This is a genomic window from Streptococcus parasanguinis (genome assembly GCF_047465465.1).
Lineage (GTDB): Bacteria > Bacillota > Bacilli > Lactobacillales > Streptococcaceae > Streptococcus > Streptococcus parasanguinis_AI.
Window position 1 is genome coordinate 153,445 of the sequence record NZ_JASGZU010000004.1, and the last position, 13,842, is coordinate 167,286.

General features: G+C 45.2%; 15 protein-coding genes. 2 read left to right on the forward strand and 13 right to left on the reverse strand.

The features are described 5' to 3' along the window. Positions 1-37: 37 nt before the first annotated feature. The 8 genes from QM351_RS08190 to QM351_RS08225 all read right to left on the reverse strand — a co-directional run bounded on the left by QM351_RS08190 (position 38) and on the right by QM351_RS08225 (position 6,247). Complete coding sequence (locus QM351_RS08190) at positions 38-1,336, reverse strand: ABC transporter substrate-binding protein (RefSeq protein WP_003009814.1); 1,299 nt, start codon at positions 1,334-1,336, stop codon at positions 38-40. Beyond that, the gene (locus QM351_RS08195; protein WP_037585171.1) at positions 1,333-2,016 is read right to left on the reverse strand and encodes a response regulator transcription factor; all 684 of its coding nucleotides are present in this window, start codon (positions 2,014-2,016) and stop codon (positions 1,333-1,335) included. The genes QM351_RS08190 and QM351_RS08195 overlap by 4 nt, the downstream gene beginning before the upstream one ends. 5 nt (positions 2,017-2,021) lie before the next feature. Beyond that, the gene (locus tag QM351_RS08200) at positions 2,022-3,338 is read right to left on the reverse strand and encodes a sensor histidine kinase (RefSeq protein WP_045759008.1); all 1,317 of its coding nucleotides are present in this window, start codon (positions 3,336-3,338) and stop codon (positions 2,022-2,024) included. Further along, positions 3,338-4,321: a substrate-binding domain-containing protein gene (locus QM351_RS08205; protein ID WP_414327177.1), complete on the reverse strand. Its 984-nt coding sequence runs from the start codon at positions 4,319-4,321 to the stop codon at positions 3,338-3,340. Before QM351_RS08205 ends, QM351_RS08200 begins: the two co-directional genes overlap by 1 nt. 188 nt (positions 4,322-4,509) lie before the next feature. Next, a complete protein-coding gene (locus QM351_RS08210; RefSeq protein WP_003004675.1) occupies positions 4,510-4,905 on the reverse strand; it encodes a single-stranded DNA-binding protein in 396 nt (131 codons plus the stop codon). Positions 4,906-5,006: 101 nt separating this feature from the next. Further along, on the reverse strand, positions 5,007-5,633 hold the full coding sequence (ytpR, locus tag QM351_RS08215) for a YtpR family tRNA-binding protein (protein WP_414327178.1): 627 nt from the start codon (positions 5,631-5,633) through the stop codon (positions 5,007-5,009). A gap of 9 nt (positions 5,634-5,642) precedes the next feature. Continuing rightward, a complete protein-coding gene (locus QM351_RS08220; RefSeq protein ID WP_045759006.1) occupies positions 5,643-5,960 on the reverse strand; it encodes a thioredoxin family protein in 318 nt (105 codons plus the stop codon). Continuing rightward, complete coding sequence (locus QM351_RS08225; protein WP_003004245.1) at positions 5,957-6,247, reverse strand: DUF4651 domain-containing protein; 291 nt, start codon at positions 6,245-6,247, stop codon at positions 5,957-5,959. The genes QM351_RS08220 and QM351_RS08225 overlap by 4 nt, the downstream gene beginning before the upstream one ends. Before the next feature lie 142 nt (positions 6,248-6,389). Here QM351_RS08225 and pepA point away from each other — a divergent pair, with 142 nt between their 5' ends. Together pepA and QM351_RS08235 are read left to right on the forward strand one after the other, a co-directional pair. Continuing rightward, positions 6,390-7,454 carry a glutamyl aminopeptidase gene (gene pepA / locus QM351_RS08230; protein ID WP_021154295.1) on the forward strand — a complete coding sequence of 355 codons (1,065 nt, stop codon included), beginning with the start codon at positions 6,390-6,392 and terminating at the stop codon, positions 7,452-7,454. 243 nt (positions 7,455-7,697) lie between these two features. After that, the gene (locus tag QM351_RS08235) at positions 7,698-9,182 is read left to right on the forward strand and encodes a DUF1846 domain-containing protein (protein ID WP_414327179.1); all 1,485 of its coding nucleotides are present in this window, start codon (positions 7,698-7,700) and stop codon (positions 9,180-9,182) included. 63 nt (positions 9,183-9,245) lie between these two features. Here QM351_RS08235 and folK read toward each other — a convergent pair whose 3' ends face one another. The 5 genes from folK to QM351_RS08260 form a co-directional block, all read right to left on the reverse strand. Further along, a complete protein-coding gene (folK, locus tag QM351_RS08240; protein WP_049475011.1) occupies positions 9,246-10,055 on the reverse strand; it encodes a 2-amino-4-hydroxy-6-hydroxymethyldihydropteridine diphosphokinase in 810 nt (269 codons plus the stop codon). Between the two features lie 25 nt (positions 10,056-10,080). Then, entirely contained in the window at positions 10,081-10,635 is a 555-nt protein-coding gene (folE, locus tag QM351_RS08245; protein ID WP_003019101.1) for a GTP cyclohydrolase I FolE, read from the reverse strand. A gap of 8 nt (positions 10,636-10,643) precedes the next feature. Continuing rightward, on the reverse strand, positions 10,644-11,954 hold the full coding sequence (locus QM351_RS08250) for a bifunctional folylpolyglutamate synthase/dihydrofolate synthase (RefSeq protein ID WP_414327180.1): 1,311 nt from the start codon (positions 11,952-11,954) through the stop codon (positions 10,644-10,646). Continuing rightward, positions 11,955-12,905, reverse strand: coding sequence for a dihydropteroate synthase (gene folP / locus QM351_RS08255; protein ID WP_049505966.1), 951 nt, complete (start codon positions 12,903-12,905; stop codon positions 11,955-11,957). A gap of 152 nt (positions 12,906-13,057) precedes the next feature. Then, a complete protein-coding gene (locus tag QM351_RS08260; protein ID WP_049505968.1) occupies positions 13,058-13,789 on the reverse strand; it encodes a CPBP family intramembrane glutamic endopeptidase in 732 nt (243 codons plus the stop codon). Positions 13,790-13,842: the final 53 nt, after the last annotated feature.

The following is a 13,842-nucleotide window of genomic DNA, read 5'->3' on the forward strand; positions in this document are numbered from 1 at the left end:
ACATCTGTCACTTGACAAAATGCCATCTTATTTTACTCTAAACTCCTACCTGTAGACTACTTTCAATCTCCCTCTGAATTTGAGGCAAGCGGTTCTCGACATCCTGATCGCGCAAGGCATTACCGATCAAGTAGTCTAGCTTTTCTAACACCTCTTTTGAGACATTTTTCGGACTACTTTCAACAGCTTGTTCCATGATGCGGTTCAAGGTCTGATTGGTCAAGGAATCCGTTCCAAAATCATCTACCTGCAAGAGGTCTTTACTAGAGCGGCTCTTGACTACCTGTGGCATGACAGAGATCCCTTGGGATTGGGCAAAGAGAGTTTGTTGGATTTCTGGATCCTCTGTCAAGAGTTGCATCAATTCCCAAGCCAACTTGGAATGAGAACTCCGAGCTGACATAGCAAAAGAAGTCGTCGTGACCAAGGTTGCCTTGGTCGTTTTTGACTTAGCAGGCATCGGGATACAGGTCCAGGTGAAGTTTGAATATTTTGAAACGTGGTAGGGATAAGGTTTATAGGTCCGATATTGGGCCAAGGTCATGGGATAGAAGGCGACTTTCCCCTGGTCAAAATCTTTAGAGCTCACCTTGTAATTTTTATTTAGATCTTCCAATTTTTGCAGAAAAGTCAAAGATTCTTTGACTTCTGGAGCTGTCAGCTTGAGCATGCCTCCTTGGAAGAGATGACCTCCATTTGCCGCCAAGGCTTCTTTCCAGGTGTATTCTGTACTCCCAAATTGGTCCAATTGCCCATCCCCATTGGTATCTTTGGTTAGTTTCTTGCAAATCGTATAGAACTCTTCAAGGGTCCAGCCTTCTTTGGGAACCGCGATACCTTCTTTATCCAAGAGATCTTTATTGACACACATCAAAATCGGATTGCTTTCATAAGGTAAGGCATAGGTTTGCCCCTGATAGACACCGGATTCAAAGGCAACGGGATAAAAGGCAGCTTGATCTTTTCGATCCATATAGCCGTTTAACTTTTCTAATACGCCTCGCGCTGCTAATAAGGAAAGATCTTGCTCAGAGACCATAAACACATCTGGCGTCTTTCCTGAGACAATCTTTTCAGAGAGCCAGTCTGAATAATCTGACTGCGGAATCCCGTTTTCATACTCTACACGAACGTGGGGATGGGATTTTTCAAATTTTTGAATCGCACGATCCAAGGCATGGGAACGTTGACTGGTCGGCACATCCCAGCTAGAACCTGCATAAACGCCGATATGGAGTACGGTCGGTTGCTGTTTCCACCAATAAAAACCCGCGCTCGCACAGAGCACAACAAGGAGACCAATCCCCCAACAAAGATGCTTTCGCTTCAATTTCATTCTGTATTTCCTTTAGAAAAATCACGTCTCGTCACTCCTGTTTGGACTGACCAGATCGCTAATTGCGTTCGATCTCGTAGGTTTAATTTCGCCAAAATCGTTGATAAGTAATTGCGCACGGTTCCTTCTGATAAGAAGAGTTTGGCTGCAATTTCTTTATTGGACTCCCCATAGCCGACCTCTTGGATAATGCGCCATTCCGTCGTGCTCAAATCCTTGACATTGTCCTCATCTACAGCAATAGAGAAGTTGGTTTTGGCCATTTGTGAGAAAATTTGAAAGACTTTACTAGCGATATTCGGGTTGATCATGGCTCCGCCCTGATATACCACCTTAATCGCTTCATAGAGTTCCTCTGTCGAGGCTCCCTTTAAAAGATAACCTGAAGCACCATACTTGAGTGCACTATAGATAAATTCATCATCGTCAAAGGTCGTTAAAATAATAATTTTGATATCCGGATAGTGCTCTTTGACTTCTTTTGTCGCCAAAACCCCATCCATGCCTGGCATCCGAATATCCATTAAGATCAGGTCAGGATGTGTCTGTGGAATGCTAGATAAGACGTGATTCCCATCTTCCACTGTGGCCACCACTTCGATATCGGGGTGGGCTGACAAAATAATTTTCAGAGATTCTCGAATCAAGGCCTGGTCATCTGCCACCATTACTTTTATCACCATCTCTATCTCCCTTCTTTATATTTCGGTAAACTGACGCGCGTGAAAAATCCATCGCGACTTTCAAATTGAAGCTGTCCTCCTAGGATGGAAATACGCTCCATCATCTGCTTGAGCCCATAGCCATAGGTCAAGGTTTCAAATCCAACCCCATTGTCCTGCAACTCAATCAGGTAATTTTCTTTATCCTCAAAAAAATGAAGGCTCATCTGACTGGCATGACCGTGGCGAACCGCATTGGTCATAGACTCTTGGATCACACGAAAGATCGTATCTTCAATCATGACGTCCATATCGACATCGACCCATTCATAGTGTAAATCAACCTGCAAGTTGGAAAGCGTCTGGTACTCGCGGATCATCTTTTCCAAAGCATCTTTGAGGGTTCGTCCCTCAAGGGCACCTGGACGGAGGCGGTTGAGAGAGCCCCTCACATCCTGGATCCCTTCCCGGACAACTTCTGATACACTTTTTACCTGCTCTTTTGCCCGATTGGGATCGATATCAATCAAGACCCCAACAGCATCTAAGCCGGCCGAGATCCCTGTTAGCGCGTGTCCCAAGGTATCGTGAATTTCCCGAGCAATCCGCTTGCGCTCCCGATCTTCTGCAATCTTCTCAGACAAGGCCATATAGTTGTTCAACTCCGTATTGACCTTCGAAACCATGGCCAACTCTTCTTCTACTTCGTGGTTTTCCGCAAGAACATTCATAATATAGAACAAAAGTGAAATAATGAAGAGCACCATATTCAAGGCATAGAGGGAATTCTTCAAGAAAAAGGCCAGAATCCGAATAGAGGCAGGATAAAAATGAATATAGACATCAAGAGAAGGTATCGGAAAGAAAAGCGAAAAGACGTCTGAATTGGTCACAAGAAGCATCAAGAAACTCACTAGGATAAACGCAAACCAATACTTGCGGTCTCGCTTGGTATTCAACTCTTTGGAACCATAGAAGATATCCGCAAAAACCAATAGAATAAGCCCGTTATAAGCTACATTTTGGACCCACATCAAGAGCAACATCAGGAGGATCTCCAGAATGTTCCACTTATCAAAAATGGACCATCGACTCGTTTGAGACCGGTAACGACTCATGGAGATCAAGGCAATTCCAGCAAATAAGAGCGCAGACAACCAAAAAGTTGTAGAGGGCGCAAAAGGAATACGCTCTAAGCGTTCTACTAATAGAGAAGCTTGCCGTTGGGCAATGATATAGTTGGTTGCTTGAAGATAGATGATACTGTTGAGCATCACAGCGATAAAATTTACGACCATCAGGATGGCTAAACTGTATCTCACACCTCTAAATTTTCTCATTACTGCCACCCATTCACATCAAAGTGATCGATGTTTTCCTTTGTCATCATTTGAACCGGAATGGTTATCTCTTTTTGGTAGCTTTTCCCAGCCGTCATATCTTGGATGACCTCCATCACGCGGTCTCCCATCTTCAACGGAGACTGGGCAACGGTTCCCACGACATCATCTGTCGAGTGTAGCAAGGCTTTCATATCTGGTGAGCCATCGATCCCATAAATCGCAATGGGATGAGTGATTCCTTGCTCCTTGATCGCTGCTAAAGCTCCTATAGCCGAGCGGTCATTTAGGGCAACTAGTGTATCGACATTCCCCCCTGACTGCAAGAACTTACGGACAGCCGGCATGGCGATCTCCGTCTGACCTTTGGTTTCTAGTTCAGAGATAATCTCATAAGAGCCATGTCCTTTGATGGTATCCTTAAATCCCTGAATCCGCGTATCTGCCGAAACAGTCCCTTTGTGCTCCAAGAGAAGGATCCGAGCATTTGAAGAGCGTTTCATCAGCTCTTTCGCAATCAAGACTCCTGCTTGGTAGTTATCAGAGACAATGCTGGCATCCGGCTTAAAATGCTTGAGCTGGGTATCAACTGCAATGATCTTAATTCCTTGTTTTCTAGCTTTTTTAAGAGCTCTTAAAATGGGCTGACTATCCCCTTTAACCGGATTAATCACAATCACATTTACCTTTTGAGCGCAAAAATCATCGATCTGCTGGCTCTGCCTTTTTTCGTCCAATTCTGGATCTCGAACAGATACAAGAGCCCCTCTCTCATCAGCAATCCGACTAATTTCCGAATGAATACTTTTATAGAACTCATTGTTCATGGTCATATAGGTGACACCGATCTTGGTCTGATCCTTGATGCTACTGGTTTGACAAACGGCATAGAACCACAAGAGGATGCAGGCCACCGGAATCACCAGTAGAACCCGTTTTATCAGCCATTTTAACAGTTCTTTTCTTTCTTCTTTCCCCTTCAAACTCCGTTCCTTTTCTGAAAATTTTGAATATATATTACTTTATTTTACTACTTTTTCAAGAAAAGTGCTGGCTTTTATTGTACAGATGCATATTTTTGATTTATTTTTAAAAGACTTGTTCCCGAATGAAATCCCTAGCAAGTATCAAAAAAGCTGGTCTATAAACGAACCAGCTTTCTTTTTTGATCCTAAAAGGGAAGATCTTCCTCTTCTAAGATGATATCGGCTAAATCTCCCGTTCCACCATTTTCACGCATCGCTCGCTGAGCGCGGCTCTCTAGCAACTGAAAACTTTGGCAGAGGACCTCTGTCACATACTGCATGACCCCATTTTTCTCGTAGCGGCGCGTCCGAATCTCTCCATCCAAAGAGATCAAGCTCCCTTTACTGGCATAACTAGCCATGGTTTCAGCCAATTTCCCCCAGACAACCACATTGACAAAATCAGTCTCTCGCTCCCCGTTTTGGTCCTTGTAGCGACGATTGACCGCAACGGTCACTCGGGCAACGGATTTGTCTGTGCTGGTTTTATGCAATTCTGGGGCCGCTACTAGGCGACCGATTAAAATAACTTTATTATACATCATTTACCTCCTATCTATTTATTCGAAAAAATTTCAAAAAATGGAGGTGACAAACCAAAATCAAAAAAATCTAGGATCCAAAACATCCTAGATTCTTCTCTTTATTCGTGCCAGTGACGAGCAGGATCAAAAGGTATCCCTGCTACTTCTGCATCATCCAATTCAATAATGCCTCGTTTTTGAGGAGCATTTGGCAAGTGCAATTCACGCGGACTGCACATCATGCCATAACTTTTTTCACCACGAAGGGCCCCTGGGAAAATCAAGCTGCCATCCGGCATCATAGCACCTGGAAGAGCGACAATGGTCTTTAGACCCACCCGCGCATTTGGAGCTCCAGCTACGATCTGAACCGTCTTATCTGGTCCAACTGCTACTTGGCAGATATTCAAGTGGTCACTATCTGGATGGGCTACCATTTCAAGGATTTCTCCCACCACAAATTTTGGTTCCCGATCATTGACCAATCGTTCTGCGAAGCCTTCTCTTTCCAATTCTTGGTTCAAACGAGCTACTTGCTCATCTGTCAAAAAGACTTGGCCCTTGCCTTCGATGGCGAAGAAAGATGAGGCATCAAAGATATTCCAGGCAACCGTTTCTTGGTTGTCCTCACGGTAAACACGAGCCACTTTTCCTTTTCTCTCCACCGCGAGCTTGGCTTCCCCACTATTTTTCAGGGTCAACATCAAGACATCGCCGACTTGTTCTTTGTTGTATGTTACAATCATGATTTTCTCCTATTTTAATCCTGCTAAGAATGCTGTAATCTGCGCTTTGGTTTTCCGATCCCGATTGACAAACCGACCGATTTCCTTATCCTTTTCCAGAACCACCAAACTTGGGATCCCATAAACATCCCAGACTTTCGCCAGATCCATATAGGCATCGCGGTCAATCAAGATAAAGGTAAATTCGGGATTTTCAGCCTCAATCTCCGGCAAAAAAGGTTTGAGGTAACGGCAATCCCCACACCAATCTGCTGAAAAGACAAACACTTTCTTGTCCTCTTGCTCTATATAAGAAGCAATTTCTTCTAGAGAATTTGGTGTAATCATAGTTTTTCCTCTTCATAATGCAAGAGACCGTCCTCATAGACAAAGCGGTAATGGCGCTCATCTTCAAAAATGACACCACCTACTAAGCGCTCTTCACTAGACTCGTAGAGTTCCACATACAGAGTCGCAATCGTCCCCATGGCTTCCATTTGCTCCCGTACTTCTGCTACCAACTCTTCTTGGGTACGGAGACGCTTTTGATCTTTGGCAATTTTATAGACACCGGCCGCAAGAGCTCCTGCACTTGCTACAGCCAGACTAGACAAAATAATTTTTTTAGCTTTCATAGTGCCTATTGTAACACAAAATAAGCAGAGGGACAACGGTCTAGGCTAGATCTCTCCCTCTGCTTTTAGAGACTGATTTCCATAATAACGCTACCATCCTTGTAGAAAAAGTGATAAAATAGCATCAGAAAGAAGGTAACCTATGACTGATTTATTTTCTAAAATCAAAGAAGTAACTGAAATCCCTGCTATCTCAGGTCATGAAGCTCCTGTACGGGATTATTTGCGCCAACAATTGACCCCTCATGTGGACGAAATCGTGACAGATGGTCTCGGTGGGATCTTTGGGGTCAAACACTCCACAGCAGCCGATGCTCCTCGTATCTTAGTAGCTGCTCACATGGATGAAGTTGGTTTTATGATCAGCGAAATCAAAGCTGACGGAACTTTCCGTGTTGTCCCAATCGGAGGTTGGAATCCGATGGTCGTCAGCAGCCAACGCTTCAAACTCTTTACACGTGACGGGCGTGAATACCCTGCTATTTCAGGATCTGTTCCTCCTCATTTGACACGTGGAACAGGTGGACCAACCGTACCTGCTATTAGCGACATCGTCTTTGATGCAGGCTTTAGCTCTAAGGCTGAAGCTGAAAGTTATGGGATCCGTCCTGGAGATACTTTGGTCCCAGATAGCTCTGCGATTCTCACTGCTAATGGTAAAAACGTCATCTCAAAAGCATGGGATAACCGCTACGGCGTCTTGATGGTCAGCGAATTGGCTAAGAGTCTTTCTGGACAAGCCTTAAACAACGAACTCTATGTAGGGGCCAACGTTCAAGAAGAAGTGGGACTTCGTGGAGCTCACACTTCAACCACTAAATTTGATCCTGAAATCTTCCTTGCTGTAGACTGTTCGCCAGCAGCTGATGTCTTTGGAGACCAAGGTGCGATTGGGGAAGGAACACTGCTTCGCTTCTACGATCCAGGTCACATCATGCTACCAAATATGAAAGATTTCTTGCTCACTACTGCTGAAGAAGCGGGCATCAAATTCCAATACTATTGTGCCAAAGGTGGTACCGATGCAGGTGCAGCACACTTGAAGAATGGTGGAGTCCCATCAACCACTATTGGTGTCTGTGCACGTTACATCCACTCTCACCAAACCCTCTATGCCATGGATGATTTCTTGCAAGCGCAAGCCTTCTTACAAGCATTGGTTAAGAAATTGGATCGCTCTACAGTTGATTTGATCAAACACTATTAAGCAGCATCGATCTGAAGCCCCGTAAGGGGCTTTTTTAGGGGGAAAACAAACTTCTCTTGGAAACTTTCCACCGTGAGTCACCATTGAGCCCTTTGGCATCCACATTCCCCTTAGGAAAGTATCTTAGAATATTTTATCTTCCATCTGTTTTCTGATATAATATGAAAGAATGAAATGGTAGGGACGGAACACTCATCCTTGGATTTGTGTGGCAGGCCCTTCCCTTATATACAGGAGTTTTACATGAAAAAACAAGCTTTTAGTTCTGAAAAGTATTTGAACTTGCAACGTGACCACATTATTGAGCGGATCAACCAATTCGATGGCAAGCTCTACCTTGAATTTGGTGGTAAGATGTTAGAAGACTTCCACGCTGCTCGTGTCCTCCCTGGATACGAACCAGATAATAAGATCAAGTTGCTCCAAGAATTGCGCGACCAAGTGGAAATTGTCATTGCCATCAATGCCAACAATATTGAGCACTCAAAAGCCCGTGGGGATCTAGGAATTTCTTATGATCAAGAAGTGCTACGTTTGATCGACAAATTCAATGAATTGGGGATCTTTGTAGGCTCTGTTGTCATCACCCAATATGCTGGACAAGCTGCAGCAGACGCCTTTCGCAAACAACTGGACAAGAGCGGCATCGCCTCTTATCTCCACTATCCGATCAAGGGCTATCCGACCGATATCGACCACATCATCTCTCCTGAAGGGATGGGGAAAAATGACTACATCAAGACTAGCCGCAATTTGGTCGTTGTAACGGCTCCTGGACCTGGTTCTGGTAAGCTGGCAACTTGTATGTCCAATATGTACCATGACCAATTAAATGGGATCAAATCAGGTTATGCTAAGTTTGAAACCTTCCCAGTATGGAATCTTCCTTTGCACCACCCAGTTAACTTAGCTTATGAAGCAGCGACTGCAGATCTAGACGATGTCAATATGATCGATCCTTTCCACCTCCAAACCTACGGGGAAACAACGGTCAATTACAACCGCGATATCGAAATCTTCCCTGTCTTGAAGCGCATGTTGGAACGCATCTTAGGAACCTCTCCTTACGCTTCTCCAACAGACATGGGCGTCAACATGGTTGGCTTTGCCATTGTGGACAATGACGCTGCGATTGAAGCTTCCCAACAAGAAATCATCCGTCGCTATTACCAAACTATCTTGGATGTTAAAGCAGAGCGTGTCGGTGAAGGATCTGTCAAGAAGATTGAGCTCTTGATGAATGATTTGGGCATTACTCCAAATGACCGGAAAGTGACCGTGCTTGCTCGTCAGAAAGAAGAAGAAACAGGGGAGCCAGCCTTGGCCCTTGAATTGCCAAACGGCGAGATGGTGACCGGAAAAACCTCTGATCTCTTTGGTCCAACGGCAGCCCTCTTGATCAATGCGATCAAGAAATTGGCGCATATTGATAAAGAAACCAAATTAATCGAGCCAGAATACGTCCAACCTATCCAAGGCTTGAAGATCAATCATTTGGGTAGCCGTAACCCTCGTCTTCACTCAAACGAGATCCTCATTGCTCTTGCCATTACAGCCATGAGCAACGAAGATGCTAAGCTTGCTATGCAAGAATTAGGCAAGTTGAAAGGCAGTGAAGCCCACTCAACCGTGATGCTGACAGACGAAGATAAGAACGTCCTTCGTAAGCTCGGTATCAACGTCACCATGGACCCTGTCTACCAATACGATCGCTTGTATCGTAAATAAACTAAGACAAACAAAAACAATCCCTGTTCGAGGGATTGTTTTTTATGATGCAAAGAAGAGGGACTATTTGACAGCCTCCCATAATTGGCGAATGGGCTTTCTTTGAACAGGGTCCACAAAATGAGGAGCAATTTCATTCAAAGACTCTAGGACAAAGGCACGTTCTGCCACATAAGGATGCGGCAAGATCAAGCTCGGACTGTAACAAATGGTGTCATCCATATAGAGCAGATCTAGATCGATCACACGTGGCCCCCACTTGATCTCACGGACACGCCCCATTTCCTGCTCAATAGCAAGTAAGGTCTCTAGTAAATCCTCTGGGGTCATCCAGGTTTCAACCTCTGCCACCTGATTCAAAAAGGTGTCCTGCTCCACTCCTCCCCAGGGTTCTGTTTCAATCCTTGTGGATGTCTGAAGAAGGCGAATGCCTCGATCCTTGAGTTTTTCTAGCGCCGTCTCTAGTTGCAGTTGTTTATCTCCCATATTGGTGCCAAGCCCAATAAAGGCCCGTTTTTTCTCCCGTTCGATTGTCACCGAACAAGTCTCGAGTGGCAAGGGAACAGGAGCCCAAGGTTTTTTCAACTCCAGACGAACTTTTTCTACGAAGGCATAGCTTTCGAAAATCTTTTGAACCAATTGAAAGGCCACCGTTTCAATCAGATCAATCTTTTCTGCCTGCATCCACTCGGTCAACTGTTCCGCCAAGATCCCGTAATGGATCGAAGCTTCCAAATCACCTGTGCGGGCAGCACGAGTCATCTCATAATCTACCCATAGGTCTAGGACAAAGCGTTGTCCTAATTCTTTTTCTGCTGGGAAAACACCGTGATAGGCGTATACCTCTAAGTCCTTGATCCGTAATTGATCCACTCTGTTCACCTCTTATAGCCAGCCATTAGTGGCCCATGAGTTTATAGGCTTCATTTTTTAAGTCTTTATCTGTCGCAAGCAGTCCACGCGCAGCAGTTGTCACTGTAGCGGTCCCAGGTTTACGGACACCACGCATGTTCATACACATATGCTCTGCTTCTACCCAGACAAGTGCTCCTTGTGCTCCAAGATATTCCATCAAGGCATCTGCGATTTCTACCGTCAAACGTTCCTGAATCTGTGGTTTTTTAGCGTAAACTTCGACCGTACGAGCCAGTTTGGAAAGCCCAGCCACACGGCCATTTGGAATGTAGGCAATGTGCACTTTTCCATAAAATGGTAAAAAGTGATGCTCACACATGGAATGGAAGAAGATATCCTTCTCGACCACCATATTGTTATCAATGATTTCAAATGATTTAGACAGGTGCTCTTCTGCTGTCTGCCCTAGTCCTGCAAATATTTCTTGGTACATCTTGGCAATGCGGGTCGGCGTTTCCTGAAGTCCCTCACGGTTCTCATCTTCACCGACTGCCTCGATGATCATTTTCACTGCTTCTTCAATTTTCTTTGTATCCATATCATCTCCTAGTTGGATTTTTCTGTTTTTAATAAATAAGGTCGTACCTGGCTAAGGAAGTAGAGCGACCCCGTTACAATGAGGAGCTCATCGCCTTTTGCTTGCCAGTTTTGTAGAAACTCTTGCCAGTTGACTTCCTCAAGCTGATGGTTTTTCGCAGCAGCTCTTATCTCTTCTTGAGAATAGGCTCTTGGATCTTCAAAGGTCGTGAGGATCAAGCGACTATTTTCTAGTTCCTGCCACTGAATGAGCATCTCTTCTAAGGCTTTGGTCCGGATGCAGGTAAAAAGAATGGTCTTTTTTTGACTTGGGAACAGTTCCCGAAGACTTGCGATCAAAGGCGCAACGGCGTGGGGGTTATGGGCCCCATCTAGCAAGATCATGGGATTTTGTGAGACCACTTCCATTCGGCCAGGCCAGATGACCTGATGCAAGGCATCATCCACTAACTCTCTTGACAAGAGTTCACGCCCTTCTCTTTCAAAAAGTACATCACAAATACTGATCGCAAGAGCTGCATTTCTGGCCTGGTGATGACCCAAGAGCGCTACTTGATAGGAGGCTGTTTCTCTTTTGGAACTGTGATAAGAAAAGGATTGGCCCGATAGACAAGAGGCCGCTAGCTCAACTTGGTAATCTCTGTCATAGGCTGTTATCGGTACCTGCTTCTGAATCGCAATGCCTTCAATGACTTGGCTGGCTTCTGCTTCTAATTTCCCTAGAACCAGAGGAATTCCTGGCTTAATGATACCAGCCTTTTCACGGGCGATGGAAGCCAGATCTGGCCCAAGAAGGGCAACATGATCCAAGCCAATCGAAGTGATCGCGGTCAGAACAGGCTGACAGACATTAGTACTGTCAAGTCGTCCCCCCATACCGACTTCCATGATCACATAATCCAGCTCCTCGTGAGCAAAATAATCATAGGCGATGGCCGTCATCACTTCAAATTCCGTCAAACCTTGAAAGATGGCCCTTGATTGTTCAGCTTGCAGGAGCTGCTGGTAGCTATCCAGGTAGGCTTGCAGGTCTTGATCTGAAATGGCTTCGCCATTAATGGTGATTTGGTCATTGTAATGGATCAGATAAGGAGAGGTAAAGACTCCAACCCGTAAACCTGCCTGCCTCAAGAGTTGAGACAAGGTAGCAATGGTAGATCCTTTGCCATTGGTCCCCGCAACATGAATAACCCGACAGTCTAGGTGAGGATTTCCTCTCAAAGCCAAGAGAGCTTCCATGCGATCCAAACCGAAATGTGGATCTTGGGAACGATAGGCTTCTAGCCAACGAAGATCCAACTGATGTTCTTTTGTCTTCATTTACTTGTATTGTTTTAAATTGGTATCTGCTGCCTCTTGGGCTTGGAAAATGGCTTGGCCCAGACTGGCTGCCATCTTGTGAAGGGGAATATCATGCACCCGCACCACTTCGACTCCTTGACTGGCTGCAATACTGGTCAAATGGCTCGAAGCCAGGTCCCGATTCCAAAAACCAGTCTCCGTTGCAGGATCTGTCTCAAATCCAGCTTCCTCAATAATATTGACCACAAATCGTTTGCGGGAGACCCCTAGAAAGATCGGATACCCCTTTTGGTGAATCGTCCCGAGTTCTTGTAATAAGAGTAAGTTCTCACGCTTGGTCAAACCAAAACCAATCCCAGGATCCAACATAATACGATCCGTCTGGACACCGGCTGCTTTCGCTACCGCAAGCGAGCGGTCAAAGAAGGTCCACATCAAGTCTTGAATCGGTTCTTGAGCCATCTGTTGAAGCTCTTGCTCTGAAAAGACTGGTTCGAAACCAAAACTTGGAAAGATAGTGGAACTTGGATGATGCGGTCTTGCCATCACTGGATTAAACATGAGAACTGCGCTCGCTTCATGCTCCGCGACGACAGCAGCCATCTTAGGATCTCCAAGAAAACCCGTAATATCGTTGACAATATCAGCCCCAGCTTCGAGCGCCGCCGCCGCCACCTGGGACTTCCAGGTATCCACTGAGATCAAGACATCACTTTCTTTCCGAATGGCTTTAATTACTGGAACCACGCGGTCAATCTCTTCTTGGATCTCTACATAATGACTACCTGGTCTTGTTGATTCTCCTCCGATATCGAGGATCTGAGCTCCTTCTTGGATCAGTTTTCTCGCCTGTTGCAAGGCTGCATCCACACTCGTATACTTACCGCCATCAGAAAATGAATCCGGAGTGACATTTAAGATCCCACAAAGAAGGGTCCCTTGGCCACTCAGCCATTTATTATCAATCATTTTCGTTCTCCTTTGATTTCCTTCCTACAGCATGATTGCGAACAAAAGAGGCTAGAACAAGTGTTCTAAACCTCTGAGTCTACTCTCCATACGGATTTCTGACCTTCTGTAGGATGGTTCTGCATCAAAACTCATTGGTACCTACCATTTTATCATAATTTATCATGGAAGAAAACTCTCCATACTGGCAATAAACAAAGGAGTATGACCACCGGATAATAATAAGCCAGCGCATTCAAGGTCATGTGAAGGCAAATGCTATACTCGATCCGCTTGTAGCGATAAGCCACCCAAGTTAAGATCAAGGACATGCCTCCGTAAGCTACCCATTCCCCTAGGGTACTCGGTCCATGCAAGTAAGTAAAAAAGAGAGCACCGGCTAGATAACCGATTGGTTCTGCCCCTCGAAAGATCAAACGAGGGATAATGGCCCGACAAAGCAGCTCTTCTAGAATCGGAGCGACAAGGATCACGACCATTCCCATAGCAAGAAAAGGAGCATGAGATTGTAGTTCATTTAGAGCCGCTTGGTTTGCCGTCGTACCACCTGCCTCTTGTTTCAACAAGGGATAAGCGAGCAGGTTATTAGCCATCAACAAGAGAAGAAAAAGGAAATTTCTCCCCAGAGCCGGCCAGGTAATGACCCGAACATCTAAGTTCTCCAGAGGGCTCATCTTGATGACCTTATAAAAAACAAAGAGCACCGCCACTGTTACCAAGAGAGTGAGGATAGTGACCCACCTTGCATCTACTCCTTCTTGAAGGGAATAAACCATGGTGATGAGGGGGAATTGCGAGAGAAAGAATAAGGGCACAAAAAGCAGGAGCCAGAGGGCATTCTTACATAATGGGTGCTCTCGAATAAAAGACTGTATATTTTTCAATGGACAACCTCTTTCTTGTATAAAATAAGAAGACTGGGGCTTTCGCCTCCAGC